Below are 23054 nucleotides of genomic sequence, written 5' to 3' on the forward strand. Positions count from 1 at the left end.
TTGCCCCGTTCATTTATCATCGCTCCCTATCAACTGGAGTCAGCCAGCCATCGCCGTATGTCTGATGCGGTAGCTGTCTGAACATGTGGGAATTTCCTGGGGATGCGAAGCTTTTGAGTACCAAGCTGATTACCAAAGAAGGTCATGACGCGCTGAAGAAAGAGCTTGATTACCTGTGGCGAGAAAAGCGTCCTGACACTACCCGTAAGGTGACCTGGGCAGCCTCGCTAGGGGACAGAAGCGAGAACGCCGATTACCAGTACAACAAGAAACTGCTGCGCGAGATTGATCGCCGTGTGCGCTACCTGCGCAAGCGCCTGGAAGACATGCGCGTGGTTGAGTACATGCCCGAGCAGGAAGGCAAAGTATTTTTCGGCGCCTGGGTCGATATCGAGAATGAGCAGGGCGAGACCAAGCGCTTTCGCATTGTGGGCTACGACGAAATTTATGAGCGCATGGACTACATCTCCATCGACTCGCCCATGGCCAGGGCGCTGCTGCGCAAGGAGGTGGACGATGAGGCTATCGTGCAGACCCCGGGCGGTGAAGTGTGCTGGTGGATCGCTGGTATCGAGTACGTGAAGTAGGCATTGATGGCCCGCTCTCTGAAAGGAGGGTGGGCCATCGACGTTTTAGCCTTCGCGCAACACCGTCAATGGGCTGGCATTCAACGCCCGGCGTGTACCGAATACTCCGGCACCACCAATCAGCACGGCCCCGATGACCGGCAGCACCAGCAACCAGGGGTGAGGGTGCCAGGCCAGGTCGAAGGCATAGCGGTACAACACCAGGGTCACCAGTTCCGTCCCCAGCGCCGCCAACAGGCCGCTGACCGCGCCCAGCAGGCCGAATTCGATACGCCGGGCCTTGACCAGCAACTTGCGCTCCGCCCCTAGGGCACGCAGCAGCGCGCCTTGGCGGATACGTTCATCCAGCGTGGCTTGCAGGCCGGAGAACAACACCGCCATGCCCGCCGCCAGTACAAACAGCAGCACGTACTCCACCGCCAGCGTGACCTGGGCCAGAATGCTGCGCAACTGCGCGAGCAAGGCTTCGACCTGCAGGATGGTCACTGCCGGGAAAGCCCGGGACAGGTCGACGATCTGCTGGTCATGGCCGGGAGCCAGATAGAAGCTGGTCAGGTAGGTGGCCGGCAGGTCTTTCAAGGTTCCCGGCTGGAAGATCATGAAGAAGTTAGGCTGGAAGTTGTCCCAGTTGATCTCCCGCAGGCTGGTGACGCGGGCCTCACGGTTTTCCCCGCCAACGGTGAAGACCAGGTGGTCATTGAGCTTGAGCTTCAGGCTTTCGGCGACCTTGGTTTCCACCGAGACACCGGGAATATCATCGGTGGGTTGGCTTGACCACCATGAGCCCGCTGTCAGGCTGTTGCCCGGTGGCAAGTCCGCGGCCCAGGTCAGGCTCAGGTCGCGCTGCACCGCGCGATCGCCACTGGAGTCCTTGCTGACAATTTGCTGCACCGGTTCGCCATTGATGCTGATCAGTCGTCCCGGCACCACCGGGTACAATGGCGCCGACTGCGCCTGCAATTCCAGTAGGCGAGCGCCGAAGGCTTCCTTGTCGGCAGGCAGGATGTTCAGGGCAAAGTAGTTGGGTGCGTCCTTGGGCAACTGGTTCTGCCAGGTGTCCAGTAACTCCCCGCGCAGCAGCGCGATCAAACCCATGGACAGCAGGATCAGGCCGAACGCCAGGGATTGTCCCGCTGCCGCCAGTGGGTGGCGCAACAACTGGCCCAGTCCCAGGCGCCAGGGCAGGGACGCGCGGGCCAGCAACCGTCGCAGGCTTTGCAACAGCAGCAGGAGCAGGCCACCCAGAACCAGTGCCGCAATGACGCCGCCGCCAAGCAGGGCGAAGGTCAGTACCAGATCCAGGCTCAAGCGCCACATGATCAGGCCCAGGGCGAACAGCGCGGCGCCATAGACCATCCAGGTACTGGACGGGATAGGCAGCAAATCGCGGCGCAACACTCGCAGCGGCGGCACGCGACCCAGCGCGGCCAGGGGCGGTAGGGCGAAACCGGCGAGGGCTACCAGCCCGGTGCCGATCCCGGCAATGGCTGGCAACAGCCCGCCCGGCGGAACGTCTGCCGGCAGCAGGTCGTGCAACAGATAAAACAATCCCAATTGCGCCAGCCAGCCGAGCAGGGCACCGCTAAGGCTGGCCAGCAACCCCAGTACGGTTAATTGTAGGCTGAATAGCAGCATCGTTTCCCGCCGCGACAAGCCGAGGCAGCGCAGCAGGGCGCTGGCATCAAAGCGTCGACTGGCAAAGCGATTTGCTGAAAGTGCCACCGCTACGCCGGACAGCAACACTGCCACCAGGCTGGCCATGTTCAGGTAGCGTTCGGCCTTGCCCAGGGCGCCGCCGATTTGTTGGTTGCCGTCCCGTGCGTCCTGCAGGCGCTGGTTGGCAGCGAGACCTGGGCTGATCAGGTCGCGGTAGGTTTGCAGGGCAGTGCTGGCTTGCGGCGCACGCCATAGCTCACGGTAGCTGACGCGGCTGCCGGGCTGTACCACACCGGTGGCTTCAAGGTCGGCCAGGTTGATCATCACCCGCGGTGTGAGGCTGTACAGATTGCCGGCGCGATCTGGTTCGTAGGTCAGCACGCGGGCCATGCGCAGGGTCTTCATGCCGACGTCGATGCTGTCGCCAATCTTCATGTCCAGCGCCGTCAGCAGGCGCGCCTCGACCCAGGCTTCTCCGGGCTTAGGCCCGCCGCCGGGTATTTGCTCGGCGAAGGGTTCGGCGGCGCTTTTAAGCTCTCCGCGTAGCGGGTATTGCTCGTTGACCGCCTTGATACTCGACAGCTGGATGCTGTTGTCGGTGGCGATGACGCTGGAAAACTCCACGACCCTGGCATGTGCCAGACCCAACTCGGTTCCGCTTCTGATCTGCTCGGGGCGGGCAGGGGAGCTGCCTTCGAGTACCAGGTCGGCGCCAAGGAATTCAGTGGCGCGTAACAGCATCGCACCGTTGAGACGTGCACCGAAGTAACCGATGGCGGTGCTGGCGGCTACGGCCACCAGCAGGGCAAAGAACAACACACGCAATTCGCCGGCACGGGCATCGCGCAGCAATTGGCGTAGGGCAAGGCTGATCAGGCGCAACAGCGGCAAACGTGCCATCAAGGCTCCAGGGGGGCGACCATCAGGCCGGCTTCAAGGCGGATCAGGCGTCGGCAGCGATGGGCCAGGCGCTCGTCGTGGGTCACCAGCACCAGGGTTGTGCCGTTCTCTTTATTGAGTTCGAACAGCAGGTCGCTGATGCGCTCGCCGGTGTGGCTGTCGAGGTTGCCGGTGGGTTCGTCGGCAAACAGCACGTCTGGTTCGGCGGCGAAAGCCCGGGCAATGGCGACCCGCTGTTGCTCTCCACCGGAGAGCTGGCGCGGGGAGTGGGTTAGGCGCTGGCCCAGGCCGACGCGCTCCAGCAGGTATCTGGCGCGTTCGCGGGCATCTTTGCGGCCGTCCAGTTCCAGAGGCAGCATGACGTTTTCCAGGGCGTTGAGGCTGTCCAGCAATTGGAACGACTGGAACACAAAGCCAACGTGTTCGGCCCTGATGCGTGCGCGCTGGTCTTCGTCCAGGGTGCTCAGGGCAAGCCCGGCAAGCGTGACTTCGCCACTGCTGGGCAGGTCGAGGCCGGCCAGCAGGCCCAGGAGAGTGGATTTGCCGGAACCGGAGCTGCCGACGATAGCCAGGCTATCGCCCTTGTTCAGTTCCAGGCTCAGTTCGTGCAGGATGGTCAGTTCACCTTCCGCGCTGGGAACCACTTTGCTAAGGTTCCGCGCAGTGAGAATGCTTGCGCCCATGGAGAGTCCGATGCGAATGTGGTTTTTGAGTGCTGGCCTGGCCTTGATGTGCATGGCCCAGAACGCAGCGGCGGGTACAGTCCTGATCGTTGGCGATAGTATCAGTGCCGGTTTCGGCCTGGATACCAGCAAAGGGTGGGTCGCGTTGCTGGAGCAGCGGCTCAAGAGCGAAGGTTTCGACGACAAGGTGGTCAACGCGTCCATCAGTGGCGATACCAGTGCCGGAGGCCTGGCGCGGCTGCCGGCGGCGCTTGCAGAGCATAAGCCGGACCTGGTGATCCTTGAGCTGGGAGGCAACGATGGCCTGCGTGGTCAGCTGCCAACGCAATTGCAACAAAATCTTGCTTCGATGATCGACCAGTCCAGGGACAGTGGTGCCAAGGTGCTGCTGTTGGGCATGCAGTTGCCGCCCAATTATGGAAAGCGTTATACCGAGTCTTTCGCCGAGGTTTACGGCAAGTTGGCTGAAGAGAAAAAGGTCCCACTGGTGCCGTTTTTCCTCGAGGGAATCGGTGGTCATCCCGACCTGATGCAAGCCGACGGACTGCACCCGGCGGTCAGTGCCCAGGGCAAGTTGCTGGAAAATGTCTGGCCGACGCTAAAACCGCTGCTATGACGCTTTTCTAGCGGCGGTCTTTCGGCTAAGGTGGCGCCCCCCGATTTGGTGCCCCCGATGTCGTCGCGTCCTGCCTGGTCCCTGTTTGCCTACCAACTGATCGAGCCTGACGAACAGCTGGACCTGTTCGCCTGCCAGGAAGCCAGGGTGCACTTGGTGCCGCGTCAGTTGGAGTTGGGCGGCTCGATCGACCGCACTCTCTGCGGTACGTTGCTGCCTGCCCAGCCGCGCTGGTCGGCAGTGGATCGCACGATTTTTCAGGATCAACGCCTGTGCCCCTTGTGCCGGGCGATTCTAGAATCACAAAAACGTGGTACGCCGCCGATCTGGCCCGAGCTGCGCTTCGAGCTTTGACTGTGGGTGCCCGCCAGGCTCCCGTGTACAATCAATTTTTTATTACCCGTCGATCTGCGAAGGATTTTCCGGATGTTGTCGCACCTCCCTGCCGTCACTCGCTGCCTGTCTCTCGCTGCACTCTGTGCCGCCGGTCCTGTTGCAGCCTTGCAGTTGCCCTTGCCACTACCGGGTGAAGACATCGTCGGTCAGGTCCAGGTGATCAAGGCCAAGTACGAAGACACCTTTGCCGACTTGGGCACCACCTATGACCTGGGTTATTCAGAGATGGTCGCGGCCAACCCCGGTGTTGATGCCTGGTTGCCGGGGGCGGGAACCGAGATCGTTCTGCCGACCCGTTTCATTCTGCCGCCGGGGCCCCGTGAAGGGATTGTGATCAACCTGGCCGAGTACCGGTTGTACTACTACCCCAAGGGCCAGAGCGTCGTTTACACCTTTCCCCTGGGGATTGGTCGCGAAGGTTGGGGTTCGCCGATCGCTCACACCAGCATCATCGCCAAGACCCCGAACCCGACCTGGACGCCGCCGGCTTCGATCAAGGCTGAGCACGCTGCCAACGGTGATCCGCTGCCCAACGTGGTGCCAGCAGGCCCGAACAACCCTCTGGGGCCGTTCAAGTTCACCCTGGGCACGCCGGGCTACTTGATCCACGGCTCCAACGCGAAGTTCGGCATCGGTACCCGTACCAGCCACGGTTGCTTTCGCATGTTCAACAAAAATGTGCTGGAAATGGCGGGCATGGTGCCAGTGGGCACATCCGTGCGAATTATCAACGACGCCTACAAGTTCGGCATGAGCGGTGGCAAGGTTTACCTGGAAGCTCATACGCCACTGAACGACGACGGCACGCCGTCGGTGGTGGACAAGCACACAGCGGTGATCAATGCCTTGCTCAAGCGTGAAGACCTGTCGAAGAACCTGCGGGTCAATTGGGATGAGGTGCGTGATGTGGTCGCGGCCGAAGACGGCTTGCCGGTAGAAATCGGGGTGCCGGGTGATGCGCCGATGGTTTCGAGCGCGCCGATCGATCTGCAGCAGTAGCTGAGGTAGCCAGGACCCGTTACGGCGTTGCGCTGTAGCGGGTTTTTTATTGCCCAGGATACGGAGCCGGATTTTGGGCAATAAAAAGCCGATCCAAAAATGGATCGGCTTGATAATAACCCCGAGGGATTATTACTTGCGGCTTGCTTTCTCAAGCATGCGCAGAGCGCGTTCGTTAGCTTCATCAGCAGTCTGTTGTGCTTTTTGAGCAGCAGCCAGAGCTTCATCAGCTTTACGATAGGCTTCGTCTGCACGAGCCTGGGAGCGAGCTGCTGCGTCTTCAGTTGCAGTCAGACGAGCTTCGGTTTCTTTGGAGACGCTGCTGCAACCGGTAGCCATAACTGCGACCAGAGCCAGAGCAGAGAATTTCAGAACGTTGTTCATCGTGTTCCCCTTCAAGGACTTTCTATTAAATGGCTACTTTCTCAGAGTGAGCTAATAGCCGGCGTACATACTACCCATTACTTGTAGTAAGTAAACTGACGTAGCGCAAGAAGCAAAAAAATTCTTGTGCCGAATCTGTTTTGGCTAATCTTTAGCGAGTTTGTATAAAAATTATCCAGTTTTCGCGGTTCTGCGTAAAATTGGATCCAGGCGCAAAGCACCGGCTGGCAAGTGTTGAACGGTGTAAAGAGAAGTCAAATTATATATCGGTGTTGACACTGTTTTTCAGATTGAATTTTCGCAGACAGGTATCTTTTGTGCATGTTGAGGTGACTTTAAGAGAGGCTGTTCGTCTCATGCTTCAATTGCCGGCAATGTTCAGGCCATCGACCCAAGGATGCTCGATCGGCCCTTTCTATGTCTGCCAGCGACGGGGGATGACGAGTGCGCCTTGAGCAATTTCGGGATTGGTGCCTACTATTCCTACGTGCTGGTTATGAGCGCTGTAGGGCTTTTCTCGTTGTCGAAACCTGGCACGGGGTGGCGTAGATGTTCCTTCGCCGGAAAAACATCGGTAAGGTAAGGGTCAGAAACCAAGACCCGCGAGGAGTAGTGATGAGCGAGGCGTTGTCCATCCACCATGACCAGACTGGTCATCAGTTCGAGACCAGTGTGGACGGTCATCGTGCTTACCTGACCTATATGGATCTCGGGAAGCAGACCCTGGATATCTATCGGACGTTCGTGCCCAACGCCCTGCGGGGGCGCGGCATTGCCGCTGCGCTCACCGAACAGGCGCTGCAGTATGCCGAGAGCATGGGTTACACGGTGATCCCATCCTGCTCTTATGTTGAACGCTACATGGAGCGCCACCAGCGCCATGCCGCGAAGCTCTGAGCAGTAGAGGCCCATAAAAAAACGCCGGGCTAAGCCCGGCGTTTTTGTGTGCGCAGTGTGGGTTCAGGTGCGTTTGCGCTTGGGCAATACGTCCTTGAGCTTGGCGTGCATGCTGCGCAGGGTGGTCTCCGTGGCAGCCCAGTCGATGCAGGCATCGGTGACCGACACGCCGTATTGCAGGTCGGCCAAATCCTTGGGAATCGCCTGGCAGCCCCAGTTCAGGTGACTCTCGACCATCAGGCCGATAATCGACTGGTTGCCTTCGAGGATCTGGTTGGCGACGTTCTCCATCACCAGCGGTTGCAGGGCCGGGTCCTTGTTGGAGTTGGCGTGGCTGCAGTCGACCATGATGTTCGGCTTGATCTTCGCCTTGTTGAGCGCCTGTTCGCACAGGGCCACGCTGACCGAATCATAGTTGGGCTTACCGTTGCCGCCGCGCAGCACCACGTGACCGTAGGCATTGCCTTTGGTGGTGACGATGGAAACGCCACCTTCCTGGTTGATCCCCAGGAAACGGTGCGGACTGGAAACCGACTGCAGGGCGTTGATCGCCACGGTCAGGCCGCCATCAGTGCCGTTCTTGAAGCCCACGGCCGAAGACAAGCCGGAGGCCATTTCCCGGTGGGTCTGGGATTCGGTGGTGCGCGCACCAATCGCCGACCAACTGATCAGGTCTTGCAGGTACTGCGGGGAAATCGGGTCCAGGGCTTCGGTCGCGGTCGGCAGCCCCATTTCGGCCAGTTCCAGCAGCAACTTGCGGCCGATGTGCAGGCCGTCCTGGATCTTGAACGAGTCGTCCAGGTACGGGTCGTTGATCAAGCCTTTCCAGCCCACGGTGGTACGCGGCTTCTCGAAATAGACGCGCATTACCAGATACAAGGTGTCGGACACTTCTGCAGCCAGCACTTTCAGACGCTCTGCGTACTCGTGAGCAGCCTTGAGATCGTGGATCGAGCAGGGCCCGATCACCACGAACAGGCGGTGGTCAGTGCCGTCAAGAATGTCACGAATGACTTCGCGACCCTTGGTGACGGTGTGCAGGGCAGCATCGCTCAAAGGGATTTCGCGCTTGAGCTGATCAGGTGTGATCAGGGTCTCGTTGGATTCGACGTTTAGGTCGTTGATCGGTAAATCAGCCATCGTGTTACTCGTCAGGGTCACGGGTGCCGGCCGCCAGCGATCCCCGTGCGGCGGAGCACAGCATGATTTAGATGCAGCGGGGAGCCGAACCTTAGCGCGTAACAAGCCTGCTCGACAATGGGCAATTGCGCGCGCTGTCGCTCGGCCTGATAGTCTGCTGTCCAGTTTATGGCAGTGGTAGAGATAGAGTGAAAGCACTTGAATTGACCGATCTGGATATCGACCAGCAGTTGTTGGGGCTACCGGGCACGTCATTGCTGGTGTTTACCAGCGTCGGTTGTTCCAGCTGCCGTTGGGCGCGTCAGCAGTTGCCAGGCTGGGCCTTGCCGGTAGACAGAGTGTGCTGGATTGATGCCGGCCATAATGGTGGGGCCGTCGAGCGTTACCAGATCTTTCATTTGCCGGCACTGTTTGTAGTGTGCGACGGTCAATTCCACGGAGCCTTACAGGCGCGCCTGACCGCCAGCGACCTCACTCATGGCGTGGAGCAGGCGCTCACGCGAAAACCAGAGGAGTTGCCATGATGAGTGCTGCAGACCAGGCGCCGCGAATCGGCATTATCGGCACCGGCGCCATCGGTGGCTTTTACGGCTTGATGCTGGCGCGCGCCGGATTCGATGTGCACTTTCTGTTGCGCAGCGAGTTCCCGGCGGTGAGTGAGCGAGGCCTGAAACTTAATAGTGCGGTCCACGGGGCGTTGAGCCTCAACCCGGTCCAGGCTTACGCCCGTGCGGCCGATATGCCGCCTTGCGACTGGCTGTTGGTGGGGACCAAAACCACCGGTAATGCCGAATTGGCACCGACCATCGCCCAAGTGGCTGCGCCGGGGGCCAAGGTGGTGTTGCTGCAAAATGGTCTGGACGTCGAGGACAGCTTGCGCGAACACCTGCCGGATTCGCTGCATCTGTTGGGTGGTCTTTGTTACATCTGCGTGCATCGCTCAGCACCTGGCATCGTCGAGCATCAGGCGATGGGCCGGGTCAATCTTGGCTATCACAGTGGTAGTGCCGCGAACGATGAGGCCCGCCGGCAAGCGATTGTCGAAGAAGGCGCCGCGTTGTTTCACCGGGCGGGTATTGAATCCCAGGCCATGGCCAATCTGCATCAGGCGCGCTGGCATAAACTGGTGTGGAATGTGCCGTATAACGGCCTTTCGGTATTGCTCGGTGCGGGGACTACGGAGTTGATGGCTGATGAGGCGAGCCGTGCAATGATCCAGGCATTGATGGCTGAAGTAGTGCAGGGCGCACGGGCGTGCGGCCATGAGATTGCACCGAGCTATGCCGAGCAGATGTTCCAGATGACCGAGAGCCTGGCCGATTACTGGCCGAGCATGTATCACGATCACCTGCACAAGCGCCCGCTGGAACTGGCGGCCATCTACGCCCGGCCATTGGCCGCCGCCAGGGCTGCAGGTTGTGAGTTGCCGCGGATGCAGGCGCTGTATCAGGCCTTGAGTTTTATCGATCGACGCAACGGCTGACCGGGGGAAAAGAACATGGCAAAGGGTATGGGCGAAAAACTGGTATTGGCGATCTCTTCGCGGGCGTTATTTGACCTGAGCGAAAGCCACAAGGTCTACCTGGCGCAAGGCGTCGAGGCCTATCGCAAGTACCAGATCGACCATGAGGAGGAAATCCTTGAGCCGGGTGATGCCTACCCGCTGGTCAAGAAACTGCTGAGCCTCAACGCCAGCCTTGGACGGGCGCGGGTCGAAGTGGTGCTGGTATCACGCAACAGTGCCGATACCGGTTTGCGGGTGTTCAATTCGATCCAGCATTACGGGCTGGATATTTCCCGCGCTGCGTTTGTAGGAGGGCGTAGTCCTTATCCTTATTTGGCAGCGTTTGGTTGCCATTTGTTTCTCTCCACCCACGCTGAAGACGTACGCAGCGCCCTGGATGCCGGGTTTGCTGCGGCGACGATTCTTTCTGGCGGCGCCCGTCGGGCATCCAGCGCTGAATTGCGAATTGCCTTCGACGGCGATGCCGTACTGTTTTCCGACGAGTCGGAACGTATCTACCAGTCAGGTGGCCTGGAAGCGTTCCAGGCCAGCGAACGGGAGTCGGCACGCGAGCCGCTGCGTGGCGGTCCCTTCAAGGGTTTCCTGGCGGCGCTCAATTTGTTGCAACGTGAGTTTCCTGACGAGGCCTGCCCGATCCGTACGGCGCTGGTGACCGCCCGCTCGGCACCTTCCCACGAGCGGGTGATCCGTACCTTGCGCGAGTGGGACATCCGCCTGGACGAGTCGCTGTTTCTCGGTGGCCTGGAAAAATCGGCCTTTCTTGAAGCCTTCGCCGCCGATGTGTTTTTCGACGATCAGGCCGGCCATTGCGAGAAAGCCCGGGAAGTGGTGGCCACCGGACATGTACCCCATGGCATCAGCAACGAGCTGAAAATCCAGGTTGAGTGAGCAAGCCTCCTAACTCGCAAAGGCGCTGCTAAGCTCAATCAATATTCGCCATCCTGGCACTCCAGGAGGTTCTATGATTCGCTCGATGTTGTATGCCACTGACCTTGGCCTGTATGCGCCCTATGTGATGCAACATGCGCTGGCGCTGGCGCGAACGTTCAAGGCCGAGCTGTACGTGATTCATGTGGTTGAGCCCCTTGGGCTGTTCGCCGAATCCGTCTTGCAAAGCTACCTTGATGAGAAAGCCCTGAGTGAATGGCAGAGCCAGGGGCTGAGCACCGTGATGGCCAATATCGAGCAACGGGTGCTGGACAGTTTTCGCGAGGAGGTTGGGGAGGGCGAGCAGGACCTCAAGTTGATCCAGTCTGTGCGGGTAATCCAAGGTGACCCCTCGCAGGTGATTCTCGACCAGGCGCAGAAACTCTCCGTGGATTTGTTGATCGTAGGTAGTCATAGCCACGGCGCCGGGGTGGCGACGCCGCTGGGACGAACCGCTGCACGGGTGTTGCAGCTGTCCCAGGTGCCGGTGTATTTGGTGCCGTTGTTGCAACGTCGACGCAGTGATGACATGTGATTGGTAGAAAACGATAAAAAGTTCTAGATTTATCCGTCTAACCTTTAATATAGTTATATACCGTCGCTGATACCCGTGGCGTCTATCTGCTTTGAGGGATACATATGAAGCTTCAGCAACTGCGCTACATCTGGGAAGTGGCGCACCACGACCTCAACGTTTCCGCCACGGCTCAAAGCCTCTACACCTCGCAACCGGGTATCAGCAAGCAGATCCGCCTGCTCGAAGACGAGCTGGGCGTCGAAGTCTTCGCGCGCAGCGGTAAACACCTGACCCGCGTCACCCCGGCCGGTGAGCGCATCATCAACACTGCTGGCGAAATCCTGCGCAAGGTTGAAAGCATCAAGCAGATCGCCCAGGAATTCTCCAACGAGAAAAAAGGCACCCTGTCGATTGCCACCACGCACACCCAGGCACGTTATGCGCTGCCACCGGTGATCAGCAGTTTTATCAAGCAGTACCCGGACGTGGCCCTGCATATGCACCAGGGCTCGCCGATGCAGATCGCCGAGATGGCCGCCGACGGTACCGTCGATTTCGCTATTGCTACCGAAGCCCTGGAGCTGTTCGGTGACCTGGTGATGATGCCGTGCTACCGCTGGAACCGCTGCGTCGTGGTTCCGCAAGGTCACCCATTGGCCAAGCTGCCGAAGCTGACCCTAGAAGCCCTGGCTGAATACCCGATCGTTACCTATGTGTTCGGTTTTACCGGTCGCTCCAAGCTCGACGAAGCCTTCAGCCATCGCGGCCTGACGCCGAAAGTGGTGTTCACTGCCGCCGACGCCGACGTGATCAAAACCTACGTGCGCTTGGGCCTGGGTGTCGGCATCGTCGCCAAGATGGCGGTCGATACCAAGCTCGACAGCGACCTGGTGGTGTTGGATGCCAGCGATTTGTTCGAATCCAGCGTGACCAAGATCGGCTTCCGTCGTGGTACTTTCCTGCGGGGCTTCATGTGCGATTTCATTGAGAAGTTTGCTCCGCACCTGACCCGTGAAGTCATGGCCAAGGCTATCCAGTGCCATAACAAGCAGGAACTGGAAGACTTGTTCGACGGCGTTGAACTACCGGTTCACTGATTGGCTCACTTGACCTCGGTAACAGCAAACTGTTGCCGAGCGCCCGCCACCAGAATCTCCACCTCGTCCCCCTCGAACTTGCCCAGCAGGCTTTTGCCCAGGGGTGAGCGTGGGGTGATGACGGTCACCAGTTGCCCCACCACATAAACCTTCAAGCCCGCCGCATCCGGCCCAAGAAACAGCCATTGCTGGCGACCGTTGTCGTCCTCCAGGCCGAGTAGCGCGCCCACTTCAATCCCCCGTTGATCATCGTAGGGGCGCAGGTTCAGGTTCTGGCACAAGGTCAGCGCCTGCTTGATTTCCTCGACACGCTTGGCTTGCCCGGCCGCCAGATAAGAAGCTTCCAGCCCCAGAGTGTCGTATTTGTTTTCTGCGATATTTTCTTCGTGGGTCGCAGTTTCGTAGGCGGTTTGCGCGGCGCGTTGGGCGACGTCAAGGTCGACGATGAGTTTTTCCAGGATCAACTGGTGGACGGCGTATTTATTCATGGGTCTGCTTGATCATCAGTCGCAAAATTGCAGGACATTGGCTCGGCTTTTGTCGCTGGGGGCGTTCTGGTCCTGTTGCAGCCAGAACTGGCATTTGGGGTTGGACAGGTTATGCGGGTTGTTGCGCGCCTGGTCCAGGACCTGCTGTTGTTCCTGCTTGCGCAGGTTGTCCTGATACTGCTCGAACATTCGGTTAGGTGGTTCTGGTGCAACCACCACCGGCTTGCCTAACTGCTGCACAGCCTGGGCGACGGGCGCCAGGGTTTGTTCGAACAGATAATGCGAGGCCAGCCAAGTGGTCAATGCAATGGCGATAAATCCTAGCCACAGGCCCAGGGCAATAGCGACACTGAGTTTGAACGGCGATAACGGGCGATCTGACATGGCGGCCTCCTGGCAGGCGTTTGCGGCAAGCTGCGGATTGTCGCACAGCCCTCTTGCAGAATAATCGCTATCAACCCTTCTGCATTGCAGCATTTATGCGGACAATCGAGCCTTTGAGCGTTGGAGCCCGGAATGAAAGCCCGCTGGGATATTTTTTGCAGTGTCGTCGACAACTACGGCGACATCGGCGTGACTTGGCGCCTGGCCCGGCAATTGGTGGCGGAGCATGCTTGCGTAGTGCGTTTGTGGGTGGACGACCTGCGGGCATTCGAGCGCATGTGTCCTCAGATTGATGTGCAGTTGGATCAGCAATGGCGCGAAGGTGTCGAGGTGCGCCATTGGCCAGCAGACTGGCAAGCGACCGATGCGGCAGACGTGGTCATCGCCGCCTTCGCCTGTCAGTTGCCGGCTGACTATATGGAGGCCATGGCCGAGCGCGAGAACATACCGCTGTGGATGAACCTGGACTACTTGAGCGCCGAGGACTGGGTGGTCGGTTGTCACGGCCTGCCGTCAGTGAAGTTCAAAGGCGTGCAAAAGTACTTCTTCTTCCCGGGGTTTCGTCCGCAGACAGGCGGTTTGCTGCGTGAGGCCGGATTGCTGGAGCAGCGTCGGGCATTTCAAAATGACCCACAGGCCCGGCAACAGTTTCTGCAGGCGCTCGGGGTTTTTCCGGTGCCGGGTGCGCGGCTGATGTCGCTGTTTGCCTATGAAAATGCCGGGCTGGCCAGTTGGCTGGACGTATTGGCGGCCGATGGGCGAGCGACCCATCTGTTGGTGCCGCAAGGGCGAATTCTCGGCGATGTGCAGCGCTGGTTGGGCGTGGATAGCTTGGCGGTGGGGGCGGTGCACCAGCGCGGCGCTCTGACGGTTCAGGTGCTGCCATTCGTGCCACAGGATCAATACGATCAACTGCTGTGGTGCTGTGACTTCAATGCCGTACGCGGCGAAGACTCCTTCGTGCGGGCGCAATGGGCCGGGCGTCCTTTGCTGTGGCATATCTACCGCCAGGATGAAGACATCCATCTGGACAAGCTCGATGCTTTCCTGACGCTGTACACCGAGGGCTTGTCGCCGGCCGCGAAAGTCGCGCTGGTTGACCTTTGGCAGGCGTGGAACGCTGATGGCGATATGACCAAAAGCTGGAAAATGCTGCTTGAACACTGGCCGGAAGTGACCGCTCATGCCGAAAAGTGGTGTCTGGAACAAGGCTTGCAGGCAGATCTTGCGACGGCACTGGTACAGTTTTATGTAATGAGCTTAGGCAGTGAGGAACCCCAATGATTGCTCGGAGGAACCCTCAATGTGTACCAAGAGTGGCACAACACTGTTACAAACCGTCCTTGCCCATCCTTATCTGTACAGGAGAGAGGGTGTCTACTACCTGCGTATGCGTCCCGTAGGGTCCATAAAGAAGTTCTTCACGGTATCCTTACGAAACCATGAGAAACCACAGGCCACAGACAGCAGGCGAGTGGGCTAACCAACAGGCAATCCCTGTGGCACTTGGTGATTCCTTCGGGCCCGGTCTGACTTTCCACTCCTTGCGTCATTCACTGGCGTCATTGATTCAGGCTAAAGGGGTCGCCACGGCCTACGCACAAGCTGTCATGGGGCATGCATCGGGTACGATTACTTTTGATGTCTACGGTTCAGGAGTGCCGGTGGAGACCATTGCGCAGATGCTTGAAGGACTCCTGAAACCTTAGATAACCTGCCGGATATCTTGCAGGCAACCATTTCGTAGCGTTGCCTGCTATCGCTTTGTTTCAGACGATTGAATCAATATCAAGCGTGTGTGGAGCGCCGATTGGGCGACCTAATATTGACGCGAATAACTCTTGGTCGCTTTCGACTGCGGGCGGCGCCATGGCCAATTGTTCGGCTACCCTGTTTTCTGGGTGCGCCTCCCAGCGAAGCAAGTTGTCTGCCAGTACTTCAGGTTGCTGTGAAAACGAGCCGTAGACCTTCGCCCCGTCAACCTTATCCTTATGCACGGTCGCTAATCGGTCGCGGGTCTCTCGCACTTTATCGACCTCTCGGTTGAATGCATCAACTGCTGGTTCGTGAGTTTCACGATATTTGAAACTACGACCCCGCAAGTCATTGCGTTTACTGCGCAACTGGTCGGTAATTCGTGTCAGAGCACCATCTACGAAATCGAATTCACGGTTGGTGACCAGCGAGCTCTTGAGCTTCAGCGATTCCTGCGCGCGCTTGAGAGCGGCCCAGCAACTGGGAATATAGCCCCCCACCATTGAATGATTGCCGCCATGAATAGCTTGAGAAATCAGCCCAGGCCGGTTGGGGAGGCCATTAATTTGCTGGACGGCCAACGTGCAGGCAGCGTGTTGGGTAATGGTGTCGCAACCGGGCTCCCAGAGGATCGAAGATTTCTCTTTGCCTCCAAGCTCCACCGGAAAGAAGTGACGCAACTTGCCGTGGTGCTCATAGGGTTCACCGCTCAGGTTGGTAATGCCCGCAGAAAACACTGCAAGCCCCGCAGGGGCGTTTACGAAGGTTAAGGCAGCCCCTGTCGCATAGACCGAGGTCTTGGTGTTCATCCATGTTCCAGGCACGCTCGGCACTGGGTCGTTATGGTTGACCATGCGGTAATGCACTAAGTCAGTAGCCCCTTTTACAAAGGTAGCGTCAGCAGCTCTTGGGGTACCGTAGGTGTACAGCACGATGTCAGCACGATACTTTTTCTGGCGGCGCAACATTTCCGAGAGCAGCAAGGTGATTGCCCCGCCCAAGCTATGGCCGCAAATAATCAGTTTCTGTCCGGTGAAAAACTTGTCGAGATAATTGGCCGTGAGGTCATAGACCTTCAGTGCCGCCTCATAGAACCCTCGGTGAACCTTGCCCACGCCTTCAACAAAGGGGACTTGGAGAGCATCGGCATCTCTCAGACCATCAGCAAATTTTTCGTTGGTGCCGCGTACGGAAATCAGGACCAACTCATCGTTATGAGTGATAAACGCTTGGGTGTCGGTGTTATCAATTTGATTTCGATCATCAAGAAAATGAATGCTTTCTGGGGTTTCTTGGTCCGTGCCTAATGCAGGATCATTCGATGGGTAGAGCTCTGGATCAAACGGCACTACTTCCAGACGCTTGGAGTACGGTACATCTTCGTATAGCGGGTAGTACGCCTTGGATTGGGCAGGGTCGGCTTTCCATATTTCATCGAACTTCCCCAGAGCATCACCAAACCAGTTACCCACGCTTGGTTTTTGCGGGAAACTTACTTTTTTGTCTCTGATTGGCCTCTTATCTGGTGCCTGACCAAATGGGTTGTAGCTCAAGGTGGCCATAATGGCGAGCTGATACAGATTCAGCGAACAGAAGGCTGAGTCGGTGGAGAGCATCGGGCGCAAGGCCCGTAAAGGACGAACTTCCAGAACGTTGTGTTTGTTGGAAAGGAGACAGACACCGCGCTTGCCATGCTCGCGCATCAGCTTGGCCCATCCTTGATTGGGCGGATAGTGGCTCTCGACTTCAGGCGGTAAATGCGCAACATGTTCAACCAAGTGACGTACTTCGACTTGGCAGAAGAAGTCTGCACAGGCTTGCGCGGGGTTGCTTTGAGTCCGTGAGCCGTCTTTATGAAAGTAACGAGTTTGCTCGGCGCGGACTTGAAGTTCGGTTATTGGGAGTGGGTAGTTAGGTCTTTGCATCCGGCGAACATAGGTCAGCTCTTGTCCTTGATATTGCTCTTCGAGCATCAAGGCTATTGGACCCGCAAAGTGGTTTTCTACCTTGCCTGTGCCCGTGGTGTCGAGCTTGCCGGTGTATGCGTGACCCTCCGTATCGATAACTTTATAAGACAGCCCAGCATAAGATCGCCCCTCGCCAAACTCATCCACTAACTGAAAGCTGGTCCATTTACCTTGAGCAGGGCAGGTAAACATACGGCTGTTTAGCGGGCGCTTCAGCTCTTCATCCAAAGTGCTCATTGAGTGATTTCCTTATTCGGTACAGCCTGGGTAAATGGTACAGTCGCGGCCATCTGGCATTTTGAAACTGCTGAAGTCTTTATGGTTTCCGAAGCAATAAGCGTCTTGATCTTCAAAGCCTTTGCCCATACAGCGCTTCCAGCCATTCGGAACCTTGACCCATGTGTCTCCCCAGCCGGGCCTTTCCTCATCAGCCAGCTTGATCTTCAGCTTCACGGTTTTACCCGGCAGTTGATCCAAGGTGTAAGCTGCAATGGGGCGTCTCTTCGTCACCATGCCTTGATCGTCAAATTTTTTGCAATCGAGAAGCTTAGTAATGTAACGGTCAGGTCCGATAGTACGAAACAACCATTGGCACTGACCATTTATGGCGCCTTCTCCAGCAGCATCAAACTCGCCCTTGTATTGCTCTTTCAGTTTTTCATCCAGCTGCTCTCTAACAATCATCATTGCTGAATCTGTGCCGAAATCTCCACGGTCTTTCCCGTAAGCTCCGTAGATGCCCAAGTCTATGCGATAGAGTGCCAGTCGGCAGCCATCAATAACGCGATATAACGGTATTTCATAGTCGAGCCTGTATCTTTCTTTGTTATCTAAGCGCCACCTTTGGTTGTAGCCAACATCAGTTTTTTTAACCGAGCAAGTTTCTTTCGGGGCGGGAGCGTATTTGGCTACCGCTTCATAAGTGAAGTTTGAAGGCAGGTCAGCCGTAAAGTTAAAACTCTCCTGTTTCCCCGCAGCACACCCTGCTGTAAGGACCATGCAGCTGCCCAAGAGCAGAGTCTTAAGTTTTGTGCCATAGCGGCGCTTCAGCTCTTCATCCAAAGTGCTCATTGAGTGATTTCCTTATTCGGTACAGCCTGGGTAAATGGTACAGTCGCGGCCATCTGGCATTTTGAAACTGCTGAAGTCTTTATAATTTCCATTACAGTAACCGCGTTGATCTTCGGGGCCTTCCCCTATGCAACGCTTCCAGCCATTCGGAACCTTGACCCATGTGTCTCCCCAGCCGGGCCTTTCCTCATCCGCCAGCTTGATCTTAAGTTTCACGGTTTTACCCGGCAGTTGATCCAAGGTGTAAGCCCCTACGGGGCGTCCTTTCGTCACTACACCTTGAGCGTCAACTGCCTTGCATTGAAGGCCCTTCGAAAGACGACGCTTTGGCCCTTGGGTACGAAACAACCATTGGCACTGACCACTTATAGTGTTCTCTCCAGCAGCATTAAAAGTTTCTTTATACTGCTCTTCCAGTTCTTCTCGAATAACAACGGCTGTCGTATCACCACCAAAGTCGCCACGGGTTTTTCCGTAAGTAGCATTAATTTCCAGATCGATTTTATAGATGGCCAATCGACAGCCTTTCACAGTTCGATAAATCGGGACTTCAGAGTCTGGTTTGTATTCCGTGCGCCACTCTCTGTTAAACCCAAGGTATGGATTGTCATCGAGGGTGACTGTACAAGTTTCGCCCTTGGCAGGCGCATACTTGGCTATGCCGTAATAAGCGAAGTTGGGAGGTAGATCAGCCGTAAAGGTAAAACTTTCCGACTTTTCCGTAGCACACCCTGCTGTCAGAGTGATGCAGGCTCCCGAGAGCAGGGCTTTAAGTACTTGCTTCATAGCGGGGCATCTCCTTGCCAAAATTGTGTTGCCTGATAAACCCGCTCGAAATGAGCTGCGGGAGTTTCATCAGGGCGGGCTTGCCAGCGCTTTGCGAGTGTATCGTCTGTTTCCTTTAAACTCTGGACCAACAAGAACTCCAGTTGCTCCGGCGCTTGCCAACCCCAAGTGTCAGCCAAGGCCAACTGAGTGCTGAGCCATAGATCGGGGTTTTGTTGTTCGGCAATCCGGGCGTAGGCATCCAGATGTTCGGCCAGCAAGTAGCGACGGGCATTGACCTTGCGTATGTGTGCGGACTGATCGCCCTCAACGGGAACCTCACACCACGCAGGGCTTTCAGGAACGGGATGGTTACCCGGTGTGGGATTACTGAGCGTTTCCCATTGCTGACCTTGCCAGTAGCAGACGCTGATAATGGGCCCCAAGTACCCCGCAATAGCCCCAGTGGCTAAGTGCTTCAGTGCGCGGGTCAATACTCGGTTGTCATGGAACCGATAGAGCGCTTGATACGGTCTTGTCCCGACAATCAGACGTTCACGCCAATGTTTGACCAGCTCCTGTAGCCCTGCCTCAGGTGGAATACTGGCAAGCCATCCCCAGTTCCTTTCAGGGGCCTTGAGCAACTCATTCAAGCGCCCATCTTCCGGGTTGTCGATCAGAAACATGAAGGGCCCAGCATCCGCCAGATCTGCGACCGGTGTCTCGCTGTACACACTGCAATACTGGTCAGCGTCTTGAGAATCCAACAGAGCCTGACGGGTTTGGTGTTCGTCCTCAGAGTCCAGAATCAGGCACAAAGAATGTCCGAGTTGGCGTTGTTCGATCATCCATTGCTGAGGAGACATGTTGGTCATGCTGTGGCTCCTCCAGTCAGACAAACACCATTTTTGCAGGCCTCGCAGATCGGGCAGAAATCAGGGCTTCTAACTTTTGAGATGGCCATCAGGGCGTACTGGGAAGGGGCAATCATAGGTGGGAGCGCGGTAGGAGCCATTAGCGCAGTTAATGCCCCCGGTAATATTGGATTGGCCGCAGTTCCTCCTACTGGGGCACCGCCGAGTTGAATATCGGAGCTGCTGAAGATCCCACCGGGACCAATCACGATGTGTTGACCACCGGCCTTTAAGGTAATACTGGCGCCCGCATCCAGAATCAGATTGGCTCCGGCTTTGATGTGGACTTCCTGTCCTGCTTCGACGACCAGTGTTTGCCCGACACGGGTATGACTGCTGCTACCTACCAACAAGTAGTCGTTGGCTTTGAGTTGGACTTTTCGGTCTGCGGTGACAGTGCGCTGGTCTTCAGCTTCCAGCACGGCGATGCTGTTGCCCTTGATGATTTCCTTACGCTCGTTACCGACTTCCAGACGGCTGTCGTTTTCAACCTTCTGCTCCATGTCACGCTGGGCGCGCAGGTAGATCAGCTCTTGGCCGCTGCGGTCCTCCAGGTGCAATTCGTTGAAGCCCGTGCTGTCCGGTGAACTGCGGCTGCGAAAGACGCTGCGGGTCTTGTGGGCGGGCAGTTCGTAGGGGACGGGATTAGCGCTGTTACTCAGGCAACCACTGATCAGGGGGGAATCGGGGTCACCCTCCAGGAATGACACCAGTACCTCCATGCCGACCCGAGGGATGGTTACCGCGCCATGGCTGTTGCCCGCCCAACTGGAAGCGACTCGCAGCCAACAACTGCTTTTGTCATCGGTCTGACCTTCGCGGTCCCAATGGAACTGCACCTTGACCCGCCCGTGTTGGTCACAATGGATTTCCTCACCCTTGGGGCCGGTAACCAAAGCGGTTTGACTGCCAAGTATCCGAGGCTTCTCATAGGCCTGCTGTGGGCGATAGAACACGTCCCACGGAGTTGCCGTGAAGGTGTTGCGGTAGCCCTGATGGAAATCGTCCTTACGGTCACTGGTGTCGCTGGGAAGGCTCTCCTCCAGCACCTGAGGTTGCAGGCCTTCGTGGCGAATCGAGGTCAGCAGCCAGAGGTCATTCCACTCTTGGCGCGGGTGTTGCGACAGTTCAAGAAAGTGGCCGCTGACCAGTGTGGGTTGATCACTTTTACCTTCGGCCTGACGGTAATCTGCACGATGGCCTTCCAGAGCCCTCTGGCTCAACAGTTTGCCTCGTTCGCGCTGAGTAAAACCACCGGGGTATTGGTAGTCTTCCAGATCAAGCTGTCCGTCTTGGGCTGCTGGGCGATAGTCCGCCTCCAGCGTGATGCGGGCCTTCTCAAAGTCGTAATCACGTTGCGTTGTTCGACTGGTTCGGGTCGCAAGGCGTAGGTTAAAACGTTTGATTACGGGCTCATCGGCGACCAAACCGCTGTCCTGCACATAGGCCGTTGGCCTGCCCAGCTTGGGGAATATGGTTTGGTCGTCCCCGAATACCAGTACGTGACCTTGTTGCGAGTGCTGAAAGTGGTAGTGGATACCCTCTTCCCAGCACAGACGCTGAATATAGTGCAGGTCGGATTCGTTGTACTGGACACAGTAATCACGTGCTGGATAGATCGAGCCCAACTGAAACTGGTAAGCATTGCTTTGGATGCCATGCTCTTCAAGAATCTGCGCGATGATCTGCGGGACAGTTTGTTGTTGGAAAATCCGTTGGTTGGTGCGGTGCGCCAAATAAGCTAACTGCGGGACCAGCGTAAGACTGTAACGGGTCAGGCGTTTGCCGGAGTCGCCCTGTGCAATGCGGTAAATCTGCCCATGGATACCAGCGTCACCGTCGTTGAATGCCAGAAAGGCTTGCTTATGCAATAGATTTTCGATGTCTAAATCAGGACGTTCGCTGACCAGCTCCAGATCAAAAGAAAAGGGAGCGCTAATGGATTCTTGGCCGGTGAATGAGAGGACCTGAAGGTCGTGCTTGAAGTCGCTGACGGTCAGGCTGAAATGCGTTTGAGGACTTGCGTTGAACATCCAGTGTTCCTTTCCAGTCATGTAGCGTAGTCCCACATACACGGAGTAGACGAACGATATGCCTATAGTTTGTGGGAGGCCAAAGCGAGCCAAGCTAACAAGCTATGAAGGGAAAATATGTAGGAAGCGTCCTAAATTCGAGCTGAATTTTCCGTAGTTCGGGATGTAGATTGGGATGGCGTTGCCATGTCGATTCGGTTGTGGAGATTTCAAGCAGACGCGCCACTCAGCAGGAGGCGATTTAAAAATCCCTCACTAATAGGGAAAAAAAGACATCCCGTCCGACTTACTTACTGATGAGGAACCACACCATGCTGACACCTGCTGAGCTGTTCGAGTTGGAAAAGCGTATAACCGTCCGGCCAACACACTTTCTTGATATCAGCGCTCGGTCGAAGGCCTTCAGGGGGGATGTCGTCTGCGTTCTACTTGGGGGCTGTGACGGGTGATCTTGTGGTGGTGCTTGCAAGCCTCTTCGAGAATCTGACAGAAAAATCTCTCTGGTCACTTCATTACTATAAACACCGTCGATTCCCCCGTGGCCCCTCTCGCGCCTGTGTGTGCATGAGGTCCTTTGCGGGCCTGATCGCCTTTGTAAGTTGGTCCTGCGGGGTGTTACAAGTCTGCGCCAAGGCTGTCACAAGGGGCTTTACGATGCCCTGTAAGCCCCGTAGGATTGGCCCTCAGTTCTTTCATTGCCCAGTTTTATGTAAATTGGATATGATACGCGACCTTGAATTTTGTAAATCCCATCCAAATTTCGGATATTCGCAATGAAAACTGGTAAAGAGCTTAAACCCGGTACCGTCATCAAGCTCGAAAACGACCCTTGGCTGGTTCAGAAAGCTGAATTCACCAAGTCCGGTCGTAACAGCGCGATCATGAAGACCAAGTTGAAAAACCTGCTGACCGGTTACAAGACCGAAATCGTCTACAGCGCCGATGACAAACTGGAAGACGTGATCCTCGACCGCAAAGAAGCGACCCTGTCCTTCATCAGCGGCGACACCTACACGTTCATGGACACCAGCGACTACACCATGTACGAGCTGAACGCTGAAGACATTGAAGCTGTTCTGCCATTCGTGGAAGAAGGCATGACCGACGTCTGCGAAGCGATCTTCTTCGAAGAACGCCTGGTTTCCGTAGAGCTGCCGACCACCATCGTGCGTCAGGTTGACTACACCGAAGGTTCCGCTCGCGGCGACACTTCGGGCAAGGTGATGAAGCCTGCCAAACTGAAAAACGGTACCGAGTTGAGCGTTGCAGATTTCGTAGAAATCGGCGACTGGATCGAAATCGATACCCGTGAAGGTGGTTCGTACAAGGGCCGGGCCAAGGTTTAATCCTTGC

Annotated in this window: 23 protein-coding genes; 12 read left to right on the plus strand and 11 right to left on the minus strand. The window is 56.9% G+C overall.

The window, feature by feature from the left end; genetic code table 11:
• The first annotated feature begins 113 nt into the window (after positions 1–113).
• Positions 114–587 (plus strand): transcription elongation factor GreB, encoded by a 474-nt coding sequence (gene greB / locus AAEZ06_RS04980; RefSeq protein ID WP_350613102.1) that lies wholly within the window; start codon positions 114–116, stop codon positions 585–587.
• A 45-nt stretch (positions 588–632) separates the two neighbouring features.
• Here greB and AAEZ06_RS04985 read toward each other — a convergent pair whose 3' ends face one another.
• Entirely contained in the window at positions 633–3143 is a 2511-nt protein-coding gene (locus AAEZ06_RS04985) for an ABC transporter permease (RefSeq protein WP_350613104.1), read from the minus strand.
• Positions 3143–3826 carry an ABC transporter ATP-binding protein gene (locus AAEZ06_RS04990; RefSeq protein WP_350613106.1) on the minus strand — a complete coding sequence of 228 codons (684 nt, stop codon included), beginning with the start codon at positions 3824–3826 and terminating at the stop codon, positions 3143–3145. The genes AAEZ06_RS04985 and AAEZ06_RS04990 overlap by 1 nt, the downstream gene beginning before the upstream one ends.
• A 10-nt stretch (positions 3827–3836) precedes the next feature.
• Between AAEZ06_RS04990 and AAEZ06_RS04995 the strand changes: the two genes are divergently transcribed.
• The 3 genes from AAEZ06_RS04995 (at position 3837) to AAEZ06_RS05005 (ending at position 5837) form a co-directional block, all read left to right on the plus strand.
• Positions 3837–4442, plus strand: coding sequence for an arylesterase (locus tag AAEZ06_RS04995; RefSeq protein ID WP_350613108.1), 606 nt, complete (start codon positions 3837–3839; stop codon positions 4440–4442).
• Between the two features lie 57 nt (positions 4443–4499).
• Positions 4500–4796: a hypothetical protein gene (locus AAEZ06_RS05000; RefSeq protein ID WP_133098872.1), complete on the plus strand. Its 297-nt coding sequence runs from the start codon at positions 4500–4502 to the stop codon at positions 4794–4796.
• 72 nt (positions 4797–4868) lie between these two features.
• Complete coding sequence (locus AAEZ06_RS05005; RefSeq protein WP_350613111.1) at positions 4869–5837, plus strand: L,D-transpeptidase family protein; 969 nt, start codon at positions 4869–4871, stop codon at positions 5835–5837.
• A 132-nt stretch (positions 5838–5969) separates the two neighbouring features.
• On the opposite strand, the gene AAEZ06_RS05010 is transcribed toward AAEZ06_RS05005, so the two are convergent.
• Complete coding sequence (locus AAEZ06_RS05010) at positions 5970–6221, minus strand: Lpp/OprI family alanine-zipper lipoprotein (RefSeq protein ID WP_133098870.1); 252 nt, start codon at positions 6219–6221, stop codon at positions 5970–5972.
• Positions 6222–6836: 615 nt separating this feature from the next.
• On the opposite strand from AAEZ06_RS05010, the gene AAEZ06_RS05015 reads away from it, so the two are divergent.
• Positions 6837–7118: a GNAT family N-acetyltransferase gene (locus AAEZ06_RS05015; protein WP_350613113.1), complete on the plus strand. Its 282-nt coding sequence runs from the start codon at positions 6837–6839 to the stop codon at positions 7116–7118.
• A gap of 63 nt (positions 7119–7181) precedes the next feature.
• Here the strand turns inward: AAEZ06_RS05015 and AAEZ06_RS05020 are convergent, their stop codons facing one another.
• Entirely contained in the window at positions 7182–8258 is a 1077-nt protein-coding gene (locus AAEZ06_RS05020) for a 3-deoxy-7-phosphoheptulonate synthase (protein ID WP_133098868.1), read from the minus strand.
• A gap of 146 nt (positions 8259–8404) precedes the next feature.
• Between AAEZ06_RS05020 and AAEZ06_RS05025 the strand changes: the two genes are divergently transcribed.
• The 5 genes from AAEZ06_RS05025 to cysB all read left to right on the plus strand — a co-directional run bounded on the left by AAEZ06_RS05025 (position 8405) and on the right by cysB (position 12324).
• Positions 8405–8782 carry a YbbN family protein gene (locus tag AAEZ06_RS05025; RefSeq protein WP_149414373.1) on the plus strand — a complete coding sequence of 126 codons (378 nt, stop codon included), beginning with the start codon at positions 8405–8407 and terminating at the stop codon, positions 8780–8782.
• On the plus strand, positions 8782–9741 hold the full coding sequence (locus AAEZ06_RS05030; RefSeq protein WP_350613116.1) for a putative 2-dehydropantoate 2-reductase: 960 nt from the start codon (positions 8782–8784) through the stop codon (positions 9739–9741). Before AAEZ06_RS05025 ends, AAEZ06_RS05030 begins: the two co-directional genes overlap by 1 nt.
• Before the next feature lie 15 nt (positions 9742–9756).
• A complete protein-coding gene (locus AAEZ06_RS05035) occupies positions 9757–10671 on the plus strand; it encodes a 5'-nucleotidase (protein WP_350613118.1) in 915 nt (304 codons plus the stop codon).
• A gap of 73 nt (positions 10672–10744) precedes the next feature.
• A complete protein-coding gene (locus tag AAEZ06_RS05040) occupies positions 10745–11245 on the plus strand; it encodes a universal stress protein (RefSeq protein ID WP_350613120.1) in 501 nt (166 codons plus the stop codon).
• 104 nt (positions 11246–11349) lie between these two features.
• Positions 11350–12324: an HTH-type transcriptional regulator CysB gene (cysB, locus tag AAEZ06_RS05045; protein ID WP_149414360.1), complete on the plus strand. Its 975-nt coding sequence runs from the start codon at positions 11350–11352 to the stop codon at positions 12322–12324.
• A gap of 5 nt (positions 12325–12329) precedes the next feature.
• Here cysB and AAEZ06_RS05050 read toward each other — a convergent pair whose 3' ends face one another.
• A complete protein-coding gene (locus AAEZ06_RS05050) occupies positions 12330–12812 on the minus strand; it encodes a GreA/GreB family elongation factor (RefSeq protein ID WP_133098863.1) in 483 nt (160 codons plus the stop codon).
• A 15-nt stretch (positions 12813–12827) separates the two neighbouring features.
• The gene (locus AAEZ06_RS05055; RefSeq protein WP_350613123.1) at positions 12828–13196 is read right to left on the minus strand and encodes a hypothetical protein; all 369 of its coding nucleotides are present in this window, start codon (positions 13194–13196) and stop codon (positions 12828–12830) included.
• Between the two features lie 132 nt (positions 13197–13328).
• On the opposite strand from AAEZ06_RS05055, the gene earP reads away from it, so the two are divergent.
• Positions 13329–14480, plus strand: a complete 1152-nt coding sequence (earP, locus tag AAEZ06_RS05060) for an elongation factor P maturation arginine rhamnosyltransferase EarP (protein ID WP_350613125.1) — start codon at positions 13329–13331, stop codon at positions 14478–14480.
• Between the two features lie 485 nt (positions 14481–14965).
• Here earP and AAEZ06_RS05070 read toward each other — a convergent pair whose 3' ends face one another.
• Genes AAEZ06_RS05070 through AAEZ06_RS05090 form a run of 5 tightly spaced genes read right to left on the minus strand, consistent with a single transcriptional unit; the run spans position 14966 to position 21701 of the window.
• Positions 14966–17155, minus strand: coding sequence for a lipase family protein (locus AAEZ06_RS05070; protein ID WP_350613130.1), 2190 nt, complete (start codon positions 17153–17155; stop codon positions 14966–14968).
• 12 nt (positions 17156–17167) lie between these two features.
• Positions 17168–17989, minus strand: coding sequence for a hypothetical protein (locus tag AAEZ06_RS05075; RefSeq protein ID WP_350613132.1), 822 nt, complete (start codon positions 17987–17989; stop codon positions 17168–17170).
• 12 nt (positions 17990–18001) lie between these two features.
• Positions 18002–18775: a hypothetical protein gene (locus AAEZ06_RS05080; protein WP_350613134.1), complete on the minus strand. Its 774-nt coding sequence runs from the start codon at positions 18773–18775 to the stop codon at positions 18002–18004.
• Positions 18772–19629, minus strand: a complete 858-nt coding sequence (locus AAEZ06_RS05085; RefSeq protein WP_350613136.1) for a DUF4123 domain-containing protein — start codon at positions 19627–19629, stop codon at positions 18772–18774. The genes AAEZ06_RS05080 and AAEZ06_RS05085 overlap by 4 nt, the downstream gene beginning before the upstream one ends.
• Positions 19626–21701 carry a type VI secretion system Vgr family protein gene (locus tag AAEZ06_RS05090; protein WP_350613138.1) on the minus strand — a complete coding sequence of 692 codons (2076 nt, stop codon included), beginning with the start codon at positions 21699–21701 and terminating at the stop codon, positions 19626–19628. The genes AAEZ06_RS05085 and AAEZ06_RS05090 overlap by 4 nt, the downstream gene beginning before the upstream one ends.
• Before the next feature lie 773 nt (positions 21702–22474).
• Between AAEZ06_RS05090 and AAEZ06_RS05095 the strand changes: the two genes are divergently transcribed.
• Entirely contained in the window at positions 22475–23047 is a 573-nt protein-coding gene (locus AAEZ06_RS05095; protein WP_133098860.1) for an elongation factor P, read from the plus strand.
• Positions 23048–23054 lie beyond the last annotated feature (7 nt).

Origin of the sequence: Pseudomonas sp. HY7a-MNA-CIBAN-0227 (assembly GCF_040310325.1) — a bacterium.
Classification (GTDB): Bacteria; Pseudomonadota; Gammaproteobacteria; order Pseudomonadales; family Pseudomonadaceae; genus Aquipseudomonas.